This is a genomic window from Microbacterium sp. A94 (assembly GCF_051842855.1).
Classification (GTDB): domain Bacteria; phylum Actinomycetota; class Actinomycetes; order Actinomycetales; family Microbacteriaceae; genus Microbacterium.
Window position 1 is genome coordinate 17,933 of sequence record NZ_JBPXMU010000002.1, and the last position, 22,558, is coordinate 40,490.

Consider the following 22,558-nt stretch of genomic DNA (forward strand, 5'->3'; position numbering starts at 1 on the left):
CTCACAACTCCTGAATGTTGACGTTACCACCGCCGAGAAGGTACCGTGTTTACGTGAACATGCAAGAACCTCAGGAGTTGTGCACGAGCGAGCTGAGCGCCGGCGTCATCAAACGAGCCACTACGCTCGCCGACGGCCGAGAGCTTTTCTACTACGACGACCCCGGCACGACCCTTGGCGCCGAACGCGCGGTTGATGCGCGCACCCTCGACCCGCGTCCGGACACAGCGCACATGCGTCTGGACGTGCTCACCGGCGACTGGATCACCGTCGCCGCGAACCGGCAGAACCGCGTCATGATGCCCAGCGCCGACGCCGACCCACTCGCACCGCAGACTCCGACGAACCCCTCCGAGGTCCCGTCGCTCTACGACGTCGCCGTCTTCGAGAACCGTTCTCCGGCCTTCGGCCCCGCACTTCCCGAGGGCTTCGGCGGCGTTCCGGTCGCCGCGAACCCGCCGCGCGGACTCGATGACCTTGCCGCCCTCGGCCTGGAGCGCAGCCGCACCTCGGTCGGCCGTTGCGAGGTCGTATGCTTCAGCCCTGACCACTCCGGTTCCTTCGGCACCCAGTCGGTCACGCGCGCCCGCACCGTCATCGAGGCCTGGGCCGATCGCACCGCGGCGCTGTCGCAGATCCCCGGCATCGAGCAGGTCTTCCCGTTCGAGAACCGCGGCGAAGCGATCGGCGTCACCCTCCCCCACCCGCACGGCCAGATCTACGCCTACCCGTATGTCACGCCGCGCACCGCCCGCGCACTGGAGAGCATCGAGCGCACGGCACCCGATCTGTACCAGCGCATCCTCGAGTCCGAACAGGCCTCCGAGCGCGTCGTCTTCCGCGGTGAGCACTGGACCGCCTTCGTGCCGTTCGCCGCTCGCTGGCCACTGGAGGTGCACCTCATGCCGCACCGTCACGTGCCGGACTTCGCCGCAACGACGGTCGCTGAACGCGATGAGCTCGCCCCGCTCTATCTGAAACTCCTGAAGGGCGTCGACGCCCTCTATGAGACCCCCACCCCGTACATCGCTGCCTGGCATCAGGCCCCGGTGAACGTCGGCCGCGAAACTGTGCGTCTGCACCTACAGCTCACGAGCCCGCGTCGTGCAGCCGACAAGCTGAAGTTCCTTGCCGGTTCCGAAGCCGCGATGTGGGCCTGGGCCGCCGAGGTCACGCCCGAGCAGGGCGCCGCACGCATCCGCGAGGCAATCGAACGCGCAGAGAACCACAGCGCAAAGAACGACAGCGCAGAGGAGCTCACCGCATGACCACCACCACACAGGCACCCGCCACCCAGGCCGTCGCCCTCTTCGAACAGCTCACCGGCCACGCACCCGCCGGCGTCTGGTCGGCTCCGGGCCGCGTCAACCTCATCGGCGAGCACACCGACTACAACGACGGCTTCGTGCTGCCGTTCGCGATCCCGCACCGCACATATGCCGCAGTCGGCATGCGGGAGGACGGTCACATTCGCGTCGCATCCACGTTCGCGTCTGAGCCGGTTGAGGTCTCCCTCGACGAACTGACGACGCTGTTCCCCACTGCGACCGGCGCCGAACCCGCCGTTGCCGAATGGGCCGCGTACCCGCTCGGCGTCGCCTGGGCACTGCAACTGGCCGGAGCCACCGGGACCGGCGTGGACATCGCCATCGCCTCAGACGTCCCGGTCGGAGCAGGCCTGTCCTCCTCAGCCGCGATCGAGAGTGCCACGGCATCCGCTCTCAACGACCTGTGGAACGCCGGACTCGACCGCACCGCGCTCGCGCAGATCGGTCGCCGCTCCGAGAACGAAGCCGTCGGAGCACCCACCGGAATCATGGACCAGATGGCATCGATGCTCGGCGAGCCCGATGCCGCACTCTTCCTAGACTGCCGCACGCTCGATGCCAACCTCGTCCCCCTCAGCATGACCGAGGCCGGACTGGCAATCCTCGTCATGGACACCCGCGTCTCCCACGCCCACTCCACCGGCGGATACGGCGAGCGTCGCGCCGCCTGCGAGCGCGGGGCTGCAGCCTTCGGCGTCCCGGCACTGCGTGACGTCAGCATCGCCGACCTTGACCGGGCAGCCGAACTGCTCGACGAGGTCACCTTCCGCCGCGTGCGCCACATCGTCACCGAGAACCAGCGCGTGCTCGACACGGTGCGCACCTTCCGCGAGAAGGGACCGCGCGCTGTGGGAGACCTGTTGGTCGCCTCGCACGTATCCATGCGTGACGACTTCGAGATCTCGTCTCCCGAATTGGACGTCGCCGTCGATACGGCCCTTGCCGCGGGCGCGCTCGGCGCGCGGATGACCGGTGGCGGATTCGGCGGTGCGGCCATCGCGCTGGTGGAGCAGTCGGCCGTCGAGACAGTGTCGGATGCCGTGACCGCAGCCTTCGCAGCATCCGGGTTCATGGCACCGAACATCTTCACGGTGACTCCCGCCGCCGGCGCCCGCCGCGACGTCTGACGCACCCCAGCGGGCACGGCAGAATAGAGGAATGCGTCGCGCAAGCGGCCGAGAGAGGAAGTCATGTCCTGGATCGTCACCGGCGGCGCCGGCTACATCGGAGCGCACGTCGTGCGCGCACTTGCGGATGCCGGACTCACCCCGGTCGTGCTGGATGACCTCTCCAGCGGGCTGACGTCGTTCGTCCCGGAGGGCGTCGCGTTCGTTCAGGGCAGCATCCTCGATCGCCAACTCGTCGAGAAGACGCTGCGCGAGCACAACGCGGAAGGCGTCATCCACGTCGCCGGTTTCAAGTACGCCGGGGTCTCGGTGCAGCGCCCGCTGCACACCTACGCCCAGAACGTCGAGGGGACGCGCGTCATCCTTGAGGCGATGGCGGCCGCAGGCGTCAGCAATATCGTGTTCTCCTCCTCCGCCGCGGTCTTCGGCACCCCCGATGTACCCCTGGTCGTCGAAGAAACCGCCAAGAAGCCGGCGAGCCCCTACGGCGAATCCAAACTCATCGGCGAGTGGATGCTGCGAGACCTAGCCATCGCGACCGCTGACAGCGAGAACCCGCTGCGGCACACCTCGCTGCGCTACTTCAACGTGGTCGGCTCCGCAGACCCCACCGTCTACGACGTCAGCCCGCACAACCTCTTCCCGATCGTGTTCGAGGCACTGCTGGCCGACAAGACCCCGAAGATCTTCGGCGACGATTACGACACCCCCGACGGCACCAATGTCCGCGACTACGTGCACGTGGGCGATATCGCCGCAGCGCACGTCGCCGCTGCCAAGCGCATGTCCGCCGGCGAGCCGATCGAAGCCGCGTACAACCTCGGCTCCGGCGATGGACTGTCCGTCAAGCAGATTATGGATGCCGTCGCCCGCGTGACCGGGATCGACTTCACGCCGGAGATCGGTCCGCGCCGCCCGGGAGACCCCGACCGCATCGTCGCCACCGGTGAGCTTGCTGCCCGCGATCTGGACTGGCAGATGCGGTACACGGTCGATCAGATGGTGCAGACCGGCTGGGAAGCGCGCCGCAACGCCGGCTGAGCGATGCTCGTCCGGCCTACCGTGCTCGCAGATGCCCGCGGCGTCGCTGGCTACGTCACGCATTTCGTTCGCAGATGTGCATTTCCTTCGCAGGAATTCAGTAGATTCGTGCGAAGAACGCGCACTTCTGCGAAGCTGGCGCTCGCGATCGAAGGAGACACCGCGTGACCGAGACCCCCATTGTCGACACTGCTTCCGGACCGGTGCGCGGTTTCTGGCGCGACCACGGCACCGCCTCAGCATCCGCGGCTTTTCTCGGCATCCCCTTCGCTGCCCCGCCCGTCGGCGATCTGCGCTTCGCCGCCCCCGTGCCACCCGAACCGTGGACCGAACCACTGGATGCCACGAGCTACGGCGCAACGCCCCTGCGCGTAACCGGCGCCGACAACCTCATCCCTGAACCTGCCGTCCCCGGTGCGAGCACGCTCAACGTCAACGTTTTCACGCCTTCCCTTCGCCCGGCTGCGGCACCGGGTGACGCGCTTCCGGTGCTCGTGTGGATTCACGGCGGCGGCTACACCGAGGGCTCTCCGGCCAGCCCGTGGTACGACGGCGCGCGCTTCAACCGCGACGGCGTGGTGACCGTTTCGATCTCGTACCGGCTCGGATTCGACGGTTTCGGATTCATCGCGGATGCCCCACACAACCGCGGGGTGCGCGATTGGGTCGCAGCCCTCGAGTGGGTGCAGCAGAACATCGCGGGCTTCGGCGGCGACCCCGGCCGCGTCACGATCGGTGGACAGTCAGCGGGTGGTGGCGCTGTGCTGACACTGCTCGGGATGCCGTCGGCGCAGCACCTGTTCCACGCGGCGATGTCGTTCTCGGGCGCGGTAGCCGATGTGCCGCTGGACACTGCCCAGCGACGGGGCGAACATCTGGCCCGGTTCGGCGCGGTGACCGCAGACGTCGACGGACTTCGCAGCCTCAGCGAACGCCGCGTCCGGCAGCTGCAGCCGAAAGCCGCTACCCCGCGCAAGGGCATCGGTATGCTCATCGATCTGCTGAACGACGGACTCCCCTGGGGGCCGATGGTCGACGGTGAACTGATTGCCCGCCCCACCGCCGAGTCCCTGCGCCTCGGGATCGGTGCCGATAAGCCGTTGCTGCTCGGCGCCGCCGACGACGAGTTCACCATGGTCGCCGAGCGCGAAGGCACCAAGGTGCGGTGGATTCCGCCGGCTCTGCTGCTGCGTCCATTCCTCCGACGTCGCGAAACCCGCCGCGCGTATCTGCAGGCCAACACCGCCCAGCGCGCGAAGGGCAGCGCAGCCGTGATCGGTCGATTCATCAGCGACGACATCTTCCGCTCACTGGTTCCTCGGGTCGCCGAGGCGCGTAGCGGAGCGGATGCCGAAACCTGGGTCTACCGATTCTCTTGGGTGTCACCGACGATGGGCTGGGCATGCCACTGCCTTGACGTGCCGTTCTGGTTCGACGGACTCGACCGCGAGCGCGTCGAGCACCTCGCCGGGGACGAGCCGCCGCAGGCATTGGCCGATGAGATGCACCGCTCAGCCGTCGCGTTCATCTCAGGCGGCGACCCCGGCTGGCCCACCTGGCACACCGCCCCAGGCATCGCACGGGTATTCGGAGGAACGGGCGCGGACGTGGCGGAGGACGCCTACGACAGCGTGCTCGCGATCGTCTAGCCGGGCGACCGCCACCGCCTCACAGACCGTGCCCGACGGCCGGGTCGTCAGATCGTCGTGACCTCGGCGTGCGGCATCCGCTTGTGCATCACGCGCACCGCCTCGGGGTTGTCATCCACGAGAACAGCGTTGCGTCCGAGGGCCGATGCCACCGCCCCCGTGGTGCCGCTGCCGGCGAAGAGGTCCAGCACGCGGTCGCCGGGGCGACTCGATGCCTGCACGATCCGCCGCAGGATCCCCTCGGGCTTCTGCGTCGGATATCCGGTCTTTTCGCGCCCCGTGGTCGGCACGATCGTGTGCCACCAGACGTCGGTGGGAAGTTTGCCCCGGGCCGCCTTCTCCGCCGTGACGAGCCCCGGAGCCATATAGGGCTCGCGGTCGATGTCGTCGGCATTGAACACATGCCGTCCCGGCGTCTTCACGTACACCAGGATCGTGTCGTGCTTGGTCGGCCAGCGCCTCCGGGACTTGGCGCCGTAGTCGTACGACCAGATCAGCTCATTGAGGAAGGAGTCCCGGCCGAACACCGCGTCGAGCATCACCTTCGCGTAGTGCGCCTCCCGGTAATCGAGGTGCAGATACAGGGTGCCGTCGTCGGCGAGTAGCCGCCACGCTTCCTCCAGCCGCGGCATGAGGAAGTCGCCGTAGTCATCAAAACGGTCGTCGTAGGTGCGCAGCATGCCGCGAACCCGCTCGTACTGGTGCCCGTGGAACCCGTGTCGGATCTCTTTGGCCGGCGCTTCCGCCGCCACTTCCGCCGGTGCATCCGTTGCAGAACTCCTGAGAACTTCGCGCGAATCAGCGGATTCGGTGCCGCTGGCCCCCGTTTCCGGCGGTTCTTCAGGAGTTGTGAACCGCTTCGCGGTGACCACCTGCCGCTCCTGCGCCCGGCCGGTGTTGAACGGCGGGTCGAGATACACGAGCGTGAAGGATCCCGACGGCAGCGTCCGCGCTACAGCCAGGTTGTCGCCCTCGACAATGGTGACCGCCCCTTCTACCGGCTCAGGGATCGGAGAGGGAGCCGAAGAGGGGATCGGCGAGGGCTCAGGGATCGACGCGTCAGCGGCCGGCACGAAGGTCACGGAACGCGGTGCAGCCACGCGTCGGTCGAGAACTTCGACTCGACGAGCGCCTCGGCATCGGCGTACTCGTCAGCCGCGATCGAACCGTCTTCTGCACCGGTGAGCGAACGGAACGTCGTCTTGAAGCTGTCGATGATCTCGGCACGGCTGAGTCCGGTCTGGGTGCGCAGCGGGTCCACCCGCTTCGCGGCGGAGGTCGTGCCCTTATCGCTGAGCTTCTCCTTGCCGATGCGCAGCACCTCGGTCATGACCTGGCCATCGATGTCATAGGAGATCGTCGCGTGATGCAGCACGCCACCGTTGGCGAGGCGTTTCTGTGCAGCACCGCCGATCTTCCCGGTGGGGCTCGCGATGTCGTTGAGCGGCTGATAGGTGGCCTCGACGCCGACCGCGCGCAGCGCCTGCAGCACCCAGTCATCGAGGAAGGCGTATGAGTCGGCGAACGTCATTCCCTGCACCAGCGATGCCGGCACATACAGCGAGTAGGTGATGATCTGCCCGGCAGCCATCAGCATCGCTCCGCCACCGGAGATGCGCCGCACGACGTCGAAGCCGTGGCGCGCAGCACCGTCCGGATCGATCTCATTGCGGTACGACTGGAAGGAGCCGATCACAACGGCGGACGCGTCCCACTCCCAGATGCGCAGGGTCGGGCGCCGTCGCCCCTGGCCGACGCGGGCGGTGAGCACCTCATCCAGGGCGAGGTTTAGCCGCGGCGAAACAGCCTTCTCGTGCACGATCTCCCAGTCGAAATCACGCCAACCGGGTGCGGTGACCAGTGCGCGGCGCACAGCAGTGCCGACTGACTCGGGGTTGAAGCCGAGCAGCTGCGCGCCGTCCGGCAGCGCCTGCCTGACGGCTGCGGCGATCGTGGTGGCATCCGATTCGGCGGGCAGATCGTTGACCGCCGCGTTGATGGCTTCCAGCGCCGTGTCCGGCTCGAGGAAGAAGTCGCCTGCCAGGCGGAAGTCGGCAAGCTTGCCGTCTCGCACCTCGACATCGACGACGACGAGCTTCCCACCGGGGACTTTGTATTCACCATGCACGACTCCAGCTTAACGCCGGGTGCCGAACGGAGCTGGGTTCAGCGTCGGGGCATCCGCTTGTTCAGCCAGGCCAGCAGGTCTGCGCGCACCTCACCCTGTTGCAGTTCGTTGAAAATCTCGTGGCGGGCATCCGGGTACACGAGAGTGGTGACGTCGGTGAGGCCCGACCTGCTGCGGTAGGCGTCGGCGAGCTTGTGTACGCTGTGCGGCCCGCCGACGGGATCGTCCCGGCCGACCATCAGCAGCACCGGGATGTCGCGCCCGAGATCCTTCTTCGGACGCCCGTAGAGCTTGAGCGCCTCGAACGGTCCGAACAGCTTCAGCAACGGCACGTTGGTTGTCAGCGGGTCCTCGTCGAACGACTTCCAGACGGCCTGGTCCCGACTGAGCCACTCGTAACCGGTGGCATCGTTGCCCTCCCACCGGGCGTTCAGCGGAGCGGCATTGAGATCGCGTGGGGTGAGCAGCGCCGATCCGGACAGGACGACAGCATCCCACGCCTCCGGATGCCCGTTGAGCAGTTTCTGCGCGAGGAACGACCCCCACGAATGCCCGAAGAGAACGAGCGGAAGATCAGAATGATCCGACCGAATGATCTCGGTCAGTTGCCAGATGGCATCCCGCGCGGCGTTCAGCCCGCCTTTGCCGAGTCGGCCGAGCTTGGCCGGATCCTCGTGCTGGCGGATGCCGGTGCGCCCATGCCCGCGGTGATCATCGGCGTAAACGATGTACCCGGCGGCGGTGAGCGCATCGATCAGAGCCCCGTAGCGGCCAGCATGCTCGCCCACTCCGTGCAGCAGTTGCACGACCGCGCGCGGTGCACCCTCCGCCGCGTGGACGTCATAGACGATCGTGACGCCGTGCGCGTCGATGAACTCGCAGGTTACGGGCATGGGTTGAGTCTACGGATGCCGCGGCCCCGTGTCAGCGGAGCACCCTCCGCGTCAGAGTCCCAGTGCTGCTCGGACGGCGAAGGCCGCCTCACGGTCAGTGACCTCGTAGCCGCCGACGCCCTCGGAAGCCGACCCCATCCGCACGCCACTCTCCGCCAACACCGTGCGCTTGGCCGAGAAGTGCAGGGCGTCTACGCCGGTGTTCGCGAGCTCTGCGGCGCTGTCCGCGTTCACGCCGCTGCCGGCCATGATCTCGATTCTCGAGTCCGCTGCGGCAACCAGTGCGCGCAGCATCGCGACGCCCTCAATGGCGGTGGATGCCCCACCCGAGGTGAGCACGCGCGTCAACCCCAGAGAGATCGCGCTCTCCAGTGCCGCCACGGGATCGGCGGTGACATCGATTGCCCGGTGCAGCGTCACTGTCGCATCTCCCGCGGCATCTCGCAGCCGGGCCATGGCATCCAGATCGAGCGCGCCGGCAGCATCCACTGCTCCGATGACGACCCCGGCGGCCCCGGCATGGACGGCGAGTTCCACGTCGCGCACCGCGACGGCGATCTCGTCCTGGTCGTAGTGAAAGTCACCGGGCCGCGGACGAATGAGGACATGAACCTCGGGCCCGCTGTCCCCTGCCGCAGTCAGCGCGAGTTCGAGGGTCGCCGACGACGGGGTCAGCCCGCCCAGCGCGAGCGCCTGGGTCAGTTCGACCCGTGCGGCCCCGACCTCGTGCGCGATGCGCACCCCTGCCGGGTCTTGGACGGCGATCTCGAGCGCGATGTTCACAGCATCCATTCTGCCCCGATCCCGAGCCCTTCCCAGAAAACTTAGTTAGACTACCTAAGCAATGACTGATCCTGACCTTCTGCACGCCACCGCCACTGATCTCCGATTCGCGACGTTCCGCCTCGCCCGCCGCCTGCGCCGCGAGCGCGCCGTTGACACGCTGAGTGACGCCCAGTTCGCCGTGCTCGCCAGCCTCAACAAGCACGGACGCAGCCCCGTGGGCGCCCTCGCCCAGCACGAACGAGTGAGCGCCCCGACGATGTCGAATGCGGTGGATGCCCTGGCAGAAGCCGGACTCGTCGTCCGCGTGCCGGACGAGCAGGATCGCCGCCGGGTCAACATCGAGATCACGGATGCCGGAATCGAGATCGTGACGGCGACCGTGCAGAAGCGCGACGCCGCCCTCGCCGACGCCCTCGCCGAGTTCGACTTCACCGATGAAGAACTGCGCACGCTCCGAGAAGCCGCCGAGCTGATCCGGAAGGTGGCCGAACGATGAGCGCCATGTTCCGGTCCTTCTCGACCTTCAACTATCGAATCTGGTTTCTCGGCGCGCTCGTGTCGAACATCGGTGGTTGGATGCAGGCGACCGCACAGGACTGGGTGGTGCTGACCGAGCTCACCGACAATGACGCCACCGCGATGGGCATCACGATGGCGCTGCAGTTCGGCCCGCCGTTGGCCCTGGTGAGCGTTACGGGCTGGGTCGCGGACCGCTTTGATCGCCGCAAGATCCTGCTGATCACCCAGTCAGTTCTACTGCTGCTCGCCCTCGGCGTGGCCGCCCTGCTGCTGACCGGCGTGATGACCCTGCCGATCATGTTCGGCTTCGCCCTGACTTTCGGCATCACGAACGCCTTCGACGCACCAGCGCGACAGGCCTTCGTGTCCGACATGGTGGCGCTGGAGGACGCGTCGAACGCCGTCGCGCTCAACTCAGCGTCCTTCAACATGGCGCGCCTCATCGGCCCAGCCGTCGGCGGACTCCTGATCGTCGCAGTTGGCACCGGCTGGGTGTTCGTCCTGAACGCGGCTACCTTCCTCGCCATGCTGATCGCCCTCGTGCTGATCCGCGCCGGCGAACTGCTCCCCCGGATCAAGAGCAAGGGCCGAAACGGGCTGGCGGAGGGCTTCCGCTACGTGTGGGGGCGCAGCGACCTCAAGGTCACCTTCGTGATGGTGTTCCTCATCGGCGCCTTCGGGATGAACTTTCCGATCTTCGCCTCGACGATGGCACTGGAGTTCGGCCGCGATGCCGACGGCTACGGCATACTCAGCTCGGTGCTGGCCATCGGCTCGCTCGCCGGGGCCCTACTCGCGGCCCGCCGCGACCGTGCACGCGTGCGGGTGCTGATCGTCGCCGCCGGCGGGTTCGGTGTCGCATCCATCGTCTCGACCTGGATGCCCACGTACTGGTCCTACGCCGCTGTGCTGATCTTCGTCGGCTTCTCCACCGTGTCGATGCTGACCACGGCGAACGGCTACGTGCAGACCACCACCGATCCGGCGCTTCGCGGTCGAGTGCTCGCCCTGTACATGGCTGTCGTGATGGGATCCACTCCGATCGGGGCGCCGATCGCCGGATGGATCACCGATGTCGCCGGCCCCCGCACTGCCATCCTCGTCGGCGGCATCGCCGCGCTGCTGGCCATGGCGATCGGATTCGCGTGGATTCTGGCATCCGGTCGCCTCCGCCGCCAGGAGAACTCGCGGTTCCGGCTGACGCTCGACGAGACCATGCCGGTCTCCGTGGTGCGGATGGATCCTGTGCAGTTCAGCGACGAGGTCGCCGCTTCCACAGCACCCATCCGCACGATCCCGAGAGATTAGCCTCCGGCTCCGCGCCGGAGCGCCGGGTCACTTCGCGCGAAGCTCCAGCGTGCAGCACTTGATTCCGCCGCCGCCGAGCAGCAGCTCGGACAGGTCGACCATGATCGGGTTGTAACCACGATCACGCAACTGCTGCTCGAACCCCGTCGCACGCGGGGAGATGATGACGTTGCGGCCGTCGCTGGCCGAGTTCAGCCCGAACACCGATCCATCCTCATCCGAAACCAGGATCGCGTCCGGGAACCGATCCTCCAGGATCGCCCTGCTGGCGTCGTCGAATGCACCGGGCAGGTACGCGATGTTCGCTCGCTCCGGCCCGCCATTGTGCACGCCCTCGACAGGGTCGAGCACGGTGAGAGCGGTGTCGAGGTGATAGAAGCGCGGATCGGTCAGGTTCAGCGAGATGACCTCGCGGCCGAAGACCGCACCGACCTCGCGGTGGCTGTCATCGGTGGAGCGGAATCCGGTGCCGGCGAGGATCGTGTCGCCGACGAGCAGGAAGTCGCCCTCGCCCTCGTTGACCTCTTCCGGCTCGACGGTTTCGTAGCCATTGGCGCGGAACCAGTCGGCAAATGCCGGGGCTTCACCCGCTCGCTCGGTGAAGCGGAACTTCGGAACGTAGGCACGACCGTCAATGACGAAACCGCCGTTGGCCGTGTAGACCATATCGGGGTAGCCCGCGAGCGGCTCGATCAGCTCGACCTCGTGGCCGAGTTCAAGGTAGAGGTCGTACAGCTGCTGCCACTGCGCGACGGCCTTCTCGGTGTCGGTGGGCAGGGCGGGCTGCATCCACGGGTTGATCGTGTAGCTGACCGTGAAATGCTCCGGCCGGCACATCAGATACCGGCGGTGCTGCGCGGTGCGTGGGGTGGCGGGTGCGGTGATCGTCTCTGGCGTCGACATCATTCTCCTCGAGAGGGATGCGGCGGACGCTGTCCATGGGCCAGGCGGAAGTTCGACCCGCCGCTCATTTCAGAGGGGGCGGGGAAGATGCGACGCTGGCACGCCATGTCTTATTGTGACATCCGGTCCTGGGCGTTCGCCAGCGGCACGCGCGGTTTCCAGCCACGTCGACGATCGAGATGAGCACCGCTCAGATAACCCCGGCGCTCCAGTCATCCGGATTGCCGAAGCGGTGCGCGGTGATGCTGATCGATTGCTCGTGCACGAACGACAGCAGCTCGATGCGCCCGGCTGATGTCACCTCGCCGTCGTAGACCGCGAGGTCCGGATCGCCGCCGACGGCCTCAGCGAGCGCACGATGCACCCGATCGACAGACTCTGTCGGTCCGACCAGGCGCACGCGCGATGCACGCGGTGGGGCATCCGTAGAAACGGCTGCGAGCGCGTCGGGCTCCCCGGTGCGCGCCATCCGCTCGATCCATTCCGCATCGCTCTCCACCGCGACCGGCACGTCTACCTCAGACAGCGAACGGCGCACCTCCGCGGGAAGCCCGACGGGTGTGGACAGGAAGAAGTTCGAACCGGTGCGGATGCCGGCGACGACGACGCGCAGCAGCTCGTGCCATCCGGCATCCCCCGTGGCCCGAATCATCACCGGCACCGGCCGATACCGGAACAGATTGCGCTCTACGCCCAACTGCGAGACGTCGCGGACCTGACCGAACTCGCGGTCCCAGGCGACAGCATCCGAGAGCGCCGCCCGGCGCAACCATTCGAAGCTCTCATAATCCAACGACGGCTGCGCCGCCTCGATGAGGTCGGTGATCCGGGTATCGAGGCCGCGCAGGTGCAGCGTGCTGGATACGGCGCCCCCGCCGAGCGATCGCCAGGAACCGAGCCCGATCAGGTAGTTCGGGCCGCCGGCCTTGGCGCCGGGTCCGACCGAGGATCGCTTCCAACCGCCGAACGGCTGCCGCTGCACGATCGCTCCGGTGATCCCGCGATTGACGTAGAGGTTTCCGGCTTGAACGCCGCCGAGCCACTCCTCCAGATCCCGCGGGTTCTGGGTGTGCAGGCCCGCTGTCAGTCCGTAGGCCACCGCGTTCTGAATCTCGATCGCCTGGCCCAGCGTCGGTGCGTGCATGATGCCGAGCACCGGGCCGAAGAACTCCTCCAGATGAAACCGCGAGCCCGGCTGCACGCCCACGCGCACGCCCGGGCGCCACAGTCGCCCACTCTCGTCTCCGGCGATCGGCTCCGGCTTGATCAGCCATTGCTCCTCGCCTTCGAGCTCGTTCAGCGCCCAGGCGAGCTTGCCCTGCGGCTTCTCGATGACCGGGCCTACCTCGGTGAGCGGATCCGTCGGCCAGCCCACATGCAGTGAGCGCACGGCATCCTTCAGCTGACGTGCGAAGCGCTGGGATCGCCCGACCGGGCCGACCAGGATCGCCAGCGACGCGGCCGAGCATTTCTGCCCGGCGTGTCCGAATGCGCTCTTCACGAGGTCGGCGACCGCGAGATCCAGATCTGCCGACGGCGTGATCACGATCGCGTTCTTGCCACTGGTCTCAGCCAGCAGCGGCAGATCCGGGCGCCAGGATCGGAACAGCGCTGCCGTTTCCCACGAGCCGGTGAGGATGACGCGGTCCACCGCCTCGTGCGCGATGAGTTCGCGGCCGAGATCTCCCTCTTCGATATCGACGAGGGAGAGCACATCCCGCGGGACCCCGGCCTCCCACAGAGCTTCGGCGACCACAGCCGCGCACCGGCGGGCCTCGGGCGCCGGTTTGAAGATGACACCCGACCCCGCGGCGAGCGCGGCGAGAACTCCGCCGGCGGGGATGGCGAGCGGGAAGTTCCACGGGGGTGTGACAACTGTGACCCGCGACGGCACGAATCCCGCACCGGCAACACTGTCGAGCTCGCGCGCCTTCGCCGCGTAGTACCGGGCAAAATCGACCGCCTCGCTGACCTCGGTGTCGGCTTCGGAGAGCACCTTTCCGGTTTCGGATGCGGCGACCTCGATCAGCTCCGCACGACGGGATTCGAGTGCGGCGGCGGCACGGATCAGGGTTTCCGCGCGCTCGGCAGCCGGTCGTGCCCCCCACGCCTGTGCAGCCGATCGCGTGCGGGTGATGGTCTGCTCCAGCAGCGCGGAATCGTCGATCCGCGCGGCACGCAGGGTGGCATCGCCCGCCGTCGACGATTCGATGCGCGATCGGATGCTGTGTGCCCACTCTCGATTCGCGAGCAGAGCAGGATCACTGTCGGTGGTGTTCACGAAGCCGGGCGCCCCGGCGGATGCGGCATCCACCTCGCGCCGGGAGTACACCGCCGTCTCCACAAAAGCGTCGCCGGACGAGCCGCGTCCGATACTGAGCACCGCCTGCGTGAGATCTTCGTCGTGCGCCTGAGCGGGGGCGCCGGGGCGCAGCGACTCGTGCACGGGAGCCGTGCGATTCTGTGTGCGCCGGCTGACGTTTCGGAGTGTTCGATCGGCTTTGCGCTTCAGCCCCTGCAGGAACCGGTCCCACTCGCGATCGAACAGACTCGCATCGCTGTGCAGGTGGAATGCCGCGGAAAGGAAGTTCTCCGACGCCGCGTTCTCCTCGAGCCGCCGCACGAGATAGCTGATCGCGACATCGAACTCGTCAGGTTTGACGACGGGAACGTACAGCAGTACCGGTCCGACGTCACGCGACACCGCCTGCATCTGCCCCTGTGTCATCCCCAGCAGCATCTCGAACTCGACGTCGCTTTGGACGCCCCGTTCCCCGGCCAGCGCCCAGGCGTAAGCGATGGTGAAGAGGTTGTGGCCGGCCACTCCGATGCGCACCGCCTCGGTGTGCTCCGGGCGCAGCGCCTCATCCAGCATCCGCAGATAGTTCGCATCCGTGTCGAGCTTGGTCTCGTAGGTGGCCTGCGGCCACCCGTGCATCACAGCATCCACGCGTTCCATCGCGAGGTTCGCGCCCTTGACCAGACGGATCTTGATTGGCGCTCCACCATGCTCGACACGGATCTTCGCCCACGCGGTCAGCTCGCGAAGCGCCGACATCGCGTCGGGCAGATACGCCTGCAACACGATTCCGGCGTCCAGCAGCACCAACCGGGGGTCCTCGAGGATGCGCGTGAACACGGCGATCGTCAGGTCGAGGTCGCGGTATTCCTCCATGTCGAGGTTGATGAAGGTTCCGGTCTTCGCCGCCGTGACGTACAGCGGCAGCAGCCGCTCGGACACCGTATCGACGATTTCATCGAACGCCCACAACGAGATGTGGCTGATGACGGATGACACCTTCACCGAGACGTAATCGACATCCTCGCGCCGGATCAGATCATGGATGCCGTCGAGCCGCCGCTGCGCTTCGGCTTCACCGAGCACGGCCTCGCCCAGCAGATTGAGGTTCAGTCGCGCACCATCGGAGCGCAGCTTCTCGATGGCCGCGGTGAGTTTGGCCGGCCGCGCGTCGACGACCAGATGCCCGACCATCTCGCGCAGCACCCGGCGCGCGATCGGCACGGTGGGCGTGGGGAGCACGGGGGCGATACCGCCGCCGATGCGTACGGCGCTGCGCAGATACCAGGGCAGGAAGTCGGGGACGATAGGAGCGATGCGCTGCAATTGCGAAGCGGCGGCGCTCAGGCTCTCCGGTCGCATGACACCGTCGACGAACCCGAGCGTGAACGGCAGGCCGTTCTTGTCCTGCAGCAGGTCCGCCAGACGCGCCGCGGCCGGGTCGACCTCGGCCTCGGCGGCTTCGGTGGCCCATCGGCGTGCGAGTTCGACCGATTGATCGGCGAGCGAGACGGCGCCTGGCGCTGACGACTCTGACATATCTTCAGCCTAAGAGCGCCGAGCCCTCGGCGGAGGGTGACACACAGCGGCAAGGATGCTTCTTCCCCGCTTTTCTCCGCTCCTGGTTTTCCGGGGTTCTATGCTGGATCCGTGACACCGGCTGAGGGGGACAAACCGGCCGCGGGAGACCAGAGTCTCGCCGCGGCTCTCGGCGGCAGCTCTTCTGCGTCCAAGCCGGGCACCCCGATCACCCCCGGCGGGCCAGCCGGAGCCAGCCCCAGCGCCCGCGCGGCGGCGACCGTTGCCGCTGCACCCACGATGCCCGGGGTTGCGCCCGCGGCATCGGGAGGCAAGCGCACCCTCGCCCAGCGCGCCATCGACCGGGTGCCGGTGAAGTGGCTCAGCACCGCGGCGCTCGTGGTGTTCCTCGGTGTGACGGCCCTGTTCGGAGGGCTCGAATCGGCACCGATGCCGCAGACGCCGGTGATCGCAGCCGGCGACACCTTCATCGGCGGCGAGCTGGAAATGACGCCGGTGCGCCTGACGGTCATCGACAAGCTGAACAGCACGGGCATCATCCCCACACCCGGCGAGCAGCGCATCCTCAGCCTCGTCATGGATGTCCGCAATCTGAGCGAGTTCGCACGGGCGTCCAGCACGGACAGCGTGTTCGGGCTGACCCGAGTCGAAGGGCTGCAGGATGTCCTCGAACCAACCGGGATGACCGAGCTGCAAGTGATGAGCGGGCTCCCCCCGTCGCTCGCACGCCTGGACGACGGCACCCTCAACCCATGGCTGCAACCGGAGATTCCGGTGCGCGTCGTGCTCAGCTGGGCGGTGCCCGTCGATGCATTCAGCGACGGCGACTCGATGCGCCTCGCACTGCCGACGTCGACCCGCCGCATGGGTCAATCCGTGCTCTACGGCGTCTACTGGTCTGACCAGCACACCGGCGCCTATGTCGACCTCGCGATCGAAGACCTCGGGAAGGGAGAAGCTGAATGAACCAGCTGAAGATCTGGCTGGCGACCATCGTGCTGCTCGTTGCGGCCGCAGTCGTGTCCGCAATCGCCCCTGCCGAGGACGCCGAGGTTGCACCATTCGTCGTCAGCGGCGAGATCGGCGAGCAGGTCGCCGGACGTGATCTCGCCGCCACGGTGACCGATGCCCGCACGGCAACCACTGTCACCGGCGATGAGAATTCCTCTGGCGAAACCACCTGGGCCGCCGACGGGAACTGGCTCGTTGTCGATCTGGATGCCGCGAGCGTGACCGGCCTACGGATCGTATACATCACCGGCGCCGTGAACCTGGGAAACGCCGTGTTCGAGTTCGACGGGCGAGAGTATCGCGCCACCGAGCGCACGCCGTCGATGCTCAATGTGCGACTGAACCCGGGTGTCCCCCGACATGGCTCGCTCGCCTTCGAGCTGCCGGAGCTCACCGGCGCCGGGATGCTGAAGCTGTCGCTCAGCAGCGACACCAGGGCAGACTCTGTGCTCGAGATCCCGATCGATCTCGACGAGATCAGCCCGGTCTCCGAGGTGCAGGTCATCCAGCCGGAGTGGATCCGATGACCGGCTGGTGGCGGCGCAATGCCGTGGCGCTCGGGGCGCTCGCCCTACTCACTCCCGTCACCTTCGGCGCTCTCACCTGGGATGGCTGGCAGAACCAGAACCTGTTCAAGAACACGATTCCGATCGATGTCGAAGACGGCGACACCGTAGAGCTCCTCGACACGAGCTGGGGCCCGATCCGGGCATCCGAGATCGCCGACACCTCCGGTTTCGACATGCCAGCAGATGCGAGGATCATCGCCGCGCTGATCCCCGTCGACCCGCACGGCGCTGGGCCGTCGTGCACCGCGCCGACGCTCGTGCAGCAGAGCACCGGCATCCGGTTCCCCGAGTCTCGTGATGAGATCGGCCTGGGCTATTCCGCCGAGGAGCCGACCACCTGCGTCACGGACGGCGAGAATCGGGTTCTGCCCTACGAGATGATCGTGCCGTTCGTCGTCCCATCCGACACCGAAGGCCCGTTCTGGGTGGAGATCGCATCGGTGGATGCCGTCCCCTCGGTGATCCGCTTCTCAATCGATCCCTGATCAGGCTTCTTGCGCAACTGTCCGAGTGTGCTGTCGTAGGCGCCGCTGACGACGGCTATGCGCAAAGGCTCGAGCAGGAGCGGAACGAGCAGGAACAGCGCGGGGCCGTACACCCGCCAGAAGTCGCTCAGATCCTGCGGCCCGATGATGCGGCTGAGCAGCCACTGCAGCGAGGGGTCCAGTGCCAGCACGATCGTGTACAGCAGCACGTATGAGGCGATGAGCACCGGGCCCGCCCGCCACATGAGAACGAGCGCGTTGACGACGGGACGGAAGCGGGATGTGAACTCACCGGCGATCTCACCCAGCCAGCGCACGATCGTGTTCGGCACCTTCTCGAGGCGCTTCTTTGTGCCTTCGCTGAACCTCTTCTGAAAGCCGGGCTGTTCAGCCTCGATCGCCTGTCCGTAGATGACCCCGGCAATCGTCAGCCAGGCCAGCGGCTGTACGAGCAGGCCCGCGACGTTGCCGACGATCACTCCGATGGCATCCCACAGCCAGGCGACCGGGACCAGCCAGGCGCCGAGCCATTCATGGATGTCCCCGAGCCACACCATCGCGATCCGCGAATCGACCCAGGCCCCGAGCGCCGCGAAACCGTCGCTGATGAGGAACAGCGAGAAGAACACCCAGACGGCTTCGAAGTAGACCGCGAGCAGCGTGGTCCACTTCGGCAGCTTCGCGCCGAACCGCTTGAACGCCCAACGCGCAGAGAACGCGGAGACGATCGTGAACAATGACAGCACCGTGACGTTGAGCTGGAGGACGGCTCCTGGCTCGAGATCGCCAGTCCCCTCGACGACGGCCTGCCATGCGATCCCCGACCTGATCGCCAGCGCACGCTGCGCATACGAGTTGACGTCGTCCTGCAGGAAACCCCACGCCGTATAGATCGCGAAGAACGGCAGGATGCTGGCGAGCAGGGTGAGGCTGAACGTGCGGCGCCGTTCGACGCCACTCTCCGGGAGAGGTGCGATCGCCTGCAGTTCACGCAGCGCATCGCGCACGACGAGGAACATTGCAACGAACGCGATGAGCTTGGCGAGGATCGCGAGAGGAAGCAGCAGGAAGCCGATCGCGGCGTTCGTCGCTCCCGCGTAGGCTGCGCCGATGATGCCGAAATAATGCACCAGGGTACCGCCGAGGTACCACGCGAGAAGCGCCGGCCAGCGGGCAAGAAGCACGCGGCCGGTCGTGGCAAGGAGCGGGATCACGAGATAACGCTAGCGCCGAGAGCGCGCAGACGGCTACTGCCGGACGTCACGACCAGATACTGGGGGCAGCGATGCGCGTCGACGGCAGTGCCGAAGCGTCGGCCCACTCGTGCATCCAGTCCGCGACTTCCGGCATCCCTTCGGGGCGTCCGATGGCGTCGAACAGTTCCTGGTGCGAGAGGGTACCGCCGGAGCGTTTCAGCATCCGTGCCCGCACGATGGCGCGCGCATAGATCTCGCCGTCAACGACCGCGCGGTGCTCGAGGTAGATCGCCTTGTCATCGTGACCGATCAGGCGCGATTCGACGTCGAAGCGCTGCCAGAGCCGGAGGGACTTGCGGAAAGTCACCGTCTCCGATGAGACGACCGCATACCAACCATGCTTCCTCATCGCGTCGCTCATGCCCGTGCGCACGAGCAGATCCCACCGGCCGAGGTCGAACAGCGACAGATAACGGCCGTTGTTCATGTGCCGGAGCAGGTCGAGGTCGGTGGGCAGCGTTGTCACGCGCACCCGCGCCACAGCGGTGGGCGGGAGCCGTCCCTCACGGCCGAGGCGACGGCGCGCTCGCCACATCACAAGCAGGGTTCGCCAGATCACGTTCACGAGGGTAGATCGTAGCCACTGACCTATGTTCTGGGAATTCGATTGTGGTATTTCCACAGTGGGGCTGCTCGATTTCCCGTTCGCGCAGGTCGCGCGTAGAGTCGCGGCATGAGCGCCGAAGCCCAGCCTGAAATCATTGTCCGTCCGGTCCGTGATGTGGATGCGGAAGCACTGGGACGCGTGCACGCCAAGTGCTGGCACGAGACCTATGACCACCTGATCAGCACTGCCGCCCTCGAGAAGGTTTCCCCCCGACGGCTGGCCGACCTGTGGACGCACTGGGCTGCCCAGGGCGACGACTTCCACATGAGCGCCGCCCTCGTCGATGGCGAGATCGTCGGTTTCGTCGGTTCCGGCCCCTCCCGCGATCGGGATGCCCCCGCGTTCCGCGAGCTGTACTTCATCTACCTGATCTCCGCATTCCATGGCACCGGCCTCGGCCAGAAGCTGTTCGACGCGGCCGTCGAGAAGGACGAGCCGCTGTACCTCTGGGTCGCCGAGGACAACCCTCGCGCGCACCGCTTCTACACCCGCAACGGTTTCGCGCTCGATGGCGCAACTCACACCGAGCCCTTCCTCGGCGAGACGCTGACCGAAGTGCGGTTCGTGCGGTCCTGAGGCGTGTCAGCGCGTTGATTGGATGAAGCGCAGCAGCTCCGTTGTGAACACGTCGTTGTCGTCGCCCGCAATCATGTGACCCGCGGCCTGCACCTCGACAGCCCGGGCGTGCGGGATGAGTTCCTGCATGTGGAGCAGGCCCTCATCGCTGACGATGTCGGACTGCGCACCACGCACAAGCAGCGTGGGAACCGTGATATTCCGGGCCGCCGCAGTCGCACGCTCGTAGCGGATCTCCCGCTCCGGTTCAGTGCCACGGGACATCACCTTCGGGTCCCAATGCCAATGCCAGCGCCCGTCTGCGCGCAGAACCAGGTTCTTACGCAGTCCATCGAGCGACTTCGGACGCGGCCGGTGCGGGTTGTATGCGGCGATGGCATCGGATGCCTCTTGGAGTGAGCCGAATCCGTTCGGAGCACTCGACATGAACGCTTGGATACGACTCGCGCCCGCCGCTTCAACCTTCGCCACGATGTCGACCAGAACGAGCGCGCGACTGATCGGACCGCGCTCACCCTCAGCGATGAGAGAGGTCATCCCGCCCATTGAGGCGCCGACGAGGATCGGCGCCTCGCCGATCTGCTCAATGATCTCGAGAACGTCGTCGACCAGCGCCGAGGCGGAGTAGTCCCCTGTCGGTGAACGGTCGCTGTCACCGTGCCCGCGTGCATCGAACGCGTACGAGGACCAGCCCTCCTCCGCGAGCCACTCCCCCGTGCGGCGCCACGAGTGTCGGCGTTGTCCTCCACCGTGCAGTAACAGCACACTGCCCTGCATGTCGGTCGCCGCGGGCCAGTAGTCGCCGGCCAAGGTGATGCCGTGACTGTGTACCCGCACCGGTTGCGGCCGAGCGTCAGGTGCAGACATCAGCGGGCGCTGACGTTACCGAACAGCTTCGCAATGGGCGCCAACACCATCGGACGCGCGGCGACCCAGGCTGCGGCGATCACGACGAGCGATGCCACCAGCATCCAGAACCCGGTCCAGTTATCTGCGTAGGCGGCGCCATCGACGGAGCCCTGCGCGGCATACATATGGTTCAGGTTGCGCAGCGCACCGGTGGTGAGCACGAGGGCGACGTGGATGAAGATGAACACGACGAAGTAGAGCATCACCGGGAAGTGCAGCGCACGCGCCCACTCAACCGGGTAGGCCTTGTTCAGCTTCGTGGCGTTCTTCGGCCACAGTCCACTCATCCGCACACCGGTGATGGCGGCGAGAGGAGCGGCGATGAAGATCGTCGTGCCGTAGGCGAGCTGCTGCAGCGAGTTGTAGTTCACCCAACCGTTCTCGGTCGGCCAGTCCAACGACACGTACTGCAGCGCAGCCGACAGGGCGTTCGGGAAGACTTCCCAGCTGGTGGGGATCACGCGCATCCACTGTCCGGTCACGAACAGCAGGATCACGAAGACAATGCCATTCACGAGCCACAGGATGTCGAGCGCCTGGTGGAACCAGAGCGTCAGACTGATCTTGGTCTTCGCGTTTCCGCGCGCGGTCCAGAACGCGGTCGGGCGCTTGTCGTGACGCACGCTGAGACCCGAGCGGATGATCAGCACCATCAGGAACACGTTGAAGAAGTGCTGCCACCCGAGCCACCCGGGGAAGCCCACCGGCGCCCCCTCGGGCAGGTGGTATTCGCCGGGGTAGGTCGTGAGGAAGTCCTGCATGAACGTCAGGGTGAGGAACCAGCGGACGAACACCACGGCCATTGCCGCGGCTCCGAGCAGGCCGAGGCCACCGATGATTACGGTGCCGGCCCACTGTGCCTTCGTGAACGGGCCGATGCGCTCAGGCTCCGGTTCCGGCGCCAGATGCGTGAATGCATACTTGCCGGGGAAGACCGTCTGCGGGAACGGCAGCGGATCGCTCACATCGAGCGATACCAGCGCGCCTGCGGCAGCCGGTTCGCCGGATGCTGCGGCCACAGTTGATTCGGTAGCCTCGACCGCTGAGCCTGCTTCGGTCCCTGGGCCTGCTTCGGACCCTGAGCCTGTCGAAGGGTCCGATACCCGCGCAGCCACACTCGTACCAGCGGGTGGCCACGACTCGCCGCCCGGCGTGCGAGGAAGCCCGCGGCGCAGCGCGGTTCCGCCGGCGGCAGACGTGGCAGCGGCAGGAGCTGCGGCAGCCACGGGGGCGTCGGTAGCGGTGGGAGCAGCAGCGGCTGCGACCGGGGCGGCGGCAACTACAGGAGCAGCGACATCCGAAGCAGGACTTGCCGCCGGAGCAGCATCTGCGCGAGGCCACGGCTCGCCACCGGGCGTGCGCGGCAGTCCGCGACGAAGATTCCGCACGACGGCTGAGCCGCTCGAGCTGTTCCCTGAACCCGTCGAAGGGTTCGGCCCAGAAGTATCGGACACTTCGACAGGCTCAGCGACCGAGACCTGCGACTCAGCGGCCGATACTTCCTGCACACTGGCGGGCGCGACGGCCTCAGCCACAGCATCCGCAACCTCGACGTCGCTGGCCGGAGGCCAGGGCTCGCCACCAATTACACGCGGCAGCCCGCGCCGCAGCATCCGCGTCGCCAT

Annotated in this window: 20 protein-coding genes; 10 read left to right on the forward strand and 10 right to left on the reverse strand. The window is 66.9% G+C overall.

Going from position 1 to position 22,558, the window contains the following annotated elements; all coding sequences use genetic code 11:
• The first annotated feature begins 59 nt into the window (after positions 1 to 59).
• The 4 genes from galT (at position 60) to ACSU1L_RS06055 (ending at position 5,145) form a co-directional block, all read left to right on the forward strand.
• On the forward strand, positions 60 to 1,268 hold the full coding sequence (gene galT, locus ACSU1L_RS06040) for a galactose-1-phosphate uridylyltransferase (protein WP_439255592.1): 1,209 nt from the start codon (positions 60 to 62) through the stop codon (positions 1,266 to 1,268).
• Positions 1,265 to 2,455 (forward strand): galactokinase, encoded by a 1,191-nt coding sequence (galK, locus tag ACSU1L_RS06045; RefSeq protein ID WP_439255062.1) that lies wholly within the window; start codon positions 1,265 to 1,267, stop codon positions 2,453 to 2,455. The genes galT and galK overlap by 4 nt, the downstream gene beginning before the upstream one ends.
• A 63-nt stretch (positions 2,456 to 2,518) precedes the next feature.
• The gene (gene galE / locus ACSU1L_RS06050) at positions 2,519 to 3,496 is read left to right on the forward strand and encodes a UDP-glucose 4-epimerase GalE (protein WP_439255063.1); all 978 of its coding nucleotides are present in this window, start codon (positions 2,519 to 2,521) and stop codon (positions 3,494 to 3,496) included.
• 164 nt (positions 3,497 to 3,660) lie between these two features.
• The gene (locus ACSU1L_RS06055; RefSeq protein ID WP_439255064.1) at positions 3,661 to 5,145 is read left to right on the forward strand and encodes a carboxylesterase/lipase family protein; all 1,485 of its coding nucleotides are present in this window, start codon (positions 3,661 to 3,663) and stop codon (positions 5,143 to 5,145) included.
• Positions 5,146 to 5,192: 47 nt separating this feature from the next.
• Here ACSU1L_RS06055 and ACSU1L_RS06060 read toward each other — a convergent pair whose 3' ends face one another.
• From ACSU1L_RS06060 to ACSU1L_RS06075, 4 genes are read right to left on the reverse strand one after another with little or no spacing between them, the layout of a single operon-like run.
• The gene (locus tag ACSU1L_RS06060; protein ID WP_439255065.1) at positions 5,193 to 6,245 is read right to left on the reverse strand and encodes a DNA-methyltransferase; all 1,053 of its coding nucleotides are present in this window, start codon (positions 6,243 to 6,245) and stop codon (positions 5,193 to 5,195) included.
• Positions 6,224 to 7,273, reverse strand: coding sequence for a lipoate--protein ligase family protein (locus tag ACSU1L_RS06065; protein ID WP_439255066.1), 1,050 nt, complete (start codon positions 7,271 to 7,273; stop codon positions 6,224 to 6,226). The genes ACSU1L_RS06060 and ACSU1L_RS06065 overlap by 22 nt, the downstream gene beginning before the upstream one ends.
• A gap of 38 nt (positions 7,274 to 7,311) precedes the next feature.
• Entirely contained in the window at positions 7,312 to 8,166 is an 855-nt protein-coding gene (locus ACSU1L_RS06070) for an alpha/beta fold hydrolase (RefSeq protein ID WP_439255067.1), read from the reverse strand.
• 51 nt (positions 8,167 to 8,217) lie between these two features.
• The gene (locus ACSU1L_RS06075) at positions 8,218 to 8,958 is read right to left on the reverse strand and encodes a copper homeostasis protein CutC (protein WP_439255068.1); all 741 of its coding nucleotides are present in this window, start codon (positions 8,956 to 8,958) and stop codon (positions 8,218 to 8,220) included.
• Positions 8,959 to 9,010: 52 nt separating this feature from the next.
• Between ACSU1L_RS06075 and ACSU1L_RS06080 the strand changes: the two genes are divergently transcribed.
• Both ACSU1L_RS06080 and ACSU1L_RS06085 read left to right on the forward strand, forming a co-directional pair.
• Positions 9,011 to 9,448: a MarR family winged helix-turn-helix transcriptional regulator gene (locus ACSU1L_RS06080; RefSeq protein WP_438254103.1), complete on the forward strand. Its 438-nt coding sequence runs from the start codon at positions 9,011 to 9,013 to the stop codon at positions 9,446 to 9,448.
• A gap of 5 nt (positions 9,449 to 9,453) precedes the next feature.
• The gene (locus ACSU1L_RS06085) at positions 9,454 to 10,779 is read left to right on the forward strand and encodes an MFS transporter (protein WP_439255593.1); all 1,326 of its coding nucleotides are present in this window, start codon (positions 9,454 to 9,456) and stop codon (positions 10,777 to 10,779) included.
• A 27-nt stretch (positions 10,780 to 10,806) separates the two neighbouring features.
• On the opposite strand, the gene ddaH is transcribed toward ACSU1L_RS06085, so the two are convergent.
• Together ddaH and ACSU1L_RS06095 are read right to left on the reverse strand one after the other, a co-directional pair.
• Positions 10,807 to 11,682 (reverse strand): dimethylargininase, encoded by an 876-nt coding sequence (ddaH, locus tag ACSU1L_RS06090; protein ID WP_439255069.1) that lies wholly within the window; start codon positions 11,680 to 11,682, stop codon positions 10,807 to 10,809.
• A 190-nt stretch (positions 11,683 to 11,872) separates the two neighbouring features.
• Positions 11,873 to 15,520 carry a proline dehydrogenase family protein gene (locus ACSU1L_RS06095; protein WP_439255070.1) on the reverse strand — a complete coding sequence of 1,216 codons (3,648 nt, stop codon included), beginning with the start codon at positions 15,518 to 15,520 and terminating at the stop codon, positions 11,873 to 11,875.
• 111 nt (positions 15,521 to 15,631) lie between these two features.
• On the opposite strand from ACSU1L_RS06095, the gene ACSU1L_RS06100 reads away from it, so the two are divergent.
• From ACSU1L_RS06100 to ACSU1L_RS06110, 3 genes are read left to right on the forward strand one after another with little or no spacing between them, the layout of a single operon-like run.
• Complete coding sequence (locus ACSU1L_RS06100; protein ID WP_439255071.1) at positions 15,632 to 16,486, forward strand: hypothetical protein; 855 nt, start codon at positions 15,632 to 15,634, stop codon at positions 16,484 to 16,486.
• Positions 16,483 to 17,058, forward strand: coding sequence for a hypothetical protein (locus ACSU1L_RS06105; RefSeq protein ID WP_439255072.1), 576 nt, complete (start codon positions 16,483 to 16,485; stop codon positions 17,056 to 17,058). Before ACSU1L_RS06100 ends, ACSU1L_RS06105 begins: the two co-directional genes overlap by 4 nt.
• Positions 17,055 to 17,585: a hypothetical protein gene (locus ACSU1L_RS06110; RefSeq protein ID WP_439255073.1), complete on the forward strand. Its 531-nt coding sequence runs from the start codon at positions 17,055 to 17,057 to the stop codon at positions 17,583 to 17,585. The genes ACSU1L_RS06105 and ACSU1L_RS06110 overlap by 4 nt, the downstream gene beginning before the upstream one ends.
• Here ACSU1L_RS06110 and ACSU1L_RS06115 read toward each other — a convergent pair.
• Positions 17,471 to 18,799 (reverse strand): hypothetical protein, encoded by a 1,329-nt coding sequence (locus ACSU1L_RS06115; protein ID WP_439255074.1) that lies wholly within the window; start codon positions 18,797 to 18,799, stop codon positions 17,471 to 17,473. The genes ACSU1L_RS06110 and ACSU1L_RS06115 overlap by 115 nt on opposite strands.
• Before the next feature lie 46 nt (positions 18,800 to 18,845).
• Positions 18,846 to 19,406, reverse strand: a complete 561-nt coding sequence (locus tag ACSU1L_RS06120) for an acyl-CoA thioesterase (RefSeq protein ID WP_438254094.1) — start codon at positions 19,404 to 19,406, stop codon at positions 18,846 to 18,848.
• A gap of 108 nt (positions 19,407 to 19,514) precedes the next feature.
• Between ACSU1L_RS06120 and ACSU1L_RS06125 the strand changes: the two genes are divergently transcribed.
• Positions 19,515 to 20,024, forward strand: a complete 510-nt coding sequence (locus tag ACSU1L_RS06125) for an N-acetyltransferase family protein (RefSeq protein ID WP_438254093.1) — start codon at positions 19,515 to 19,517, stop codon at positions 20,022 to 20,024.
• Between the two features lie 6 nt (positions 20,025 to 20,030).
• On the opposite strand, the gene ACSU1L_RS06130 is transcribed toward ACSU1L_RS06125, so the two are convergent.
• Both ACSU1L_RS06130 and ACSU1L_RS06135 read right to left on the reverse strand, forming a co-directional pair.
• Positions 20,031 to 20,891, reverse strand: a complete 861-nt coding sequence (locus ACSU1L_RS06130) for an alpha/beta fold hydrolase (RefSeq protein WP_439255075.1) — start codon at positions 20,889 to 20,891, stop codon at positions 20,031 to 20,033.
• Entirely contained in the window at positions 20,891 to 22,558 is a 1,668-nt protein-coding gene (locus ACSU1L_RS06135) for a cytochrome b/b6 domain-containing protein (protein ID WP_439255076.1), read from the reverse strand. The genes ACSU1L_RS06130 and ACSU1L_RS06135 overlap by 1 nt, the downstream gene beginning before the upstream one ends.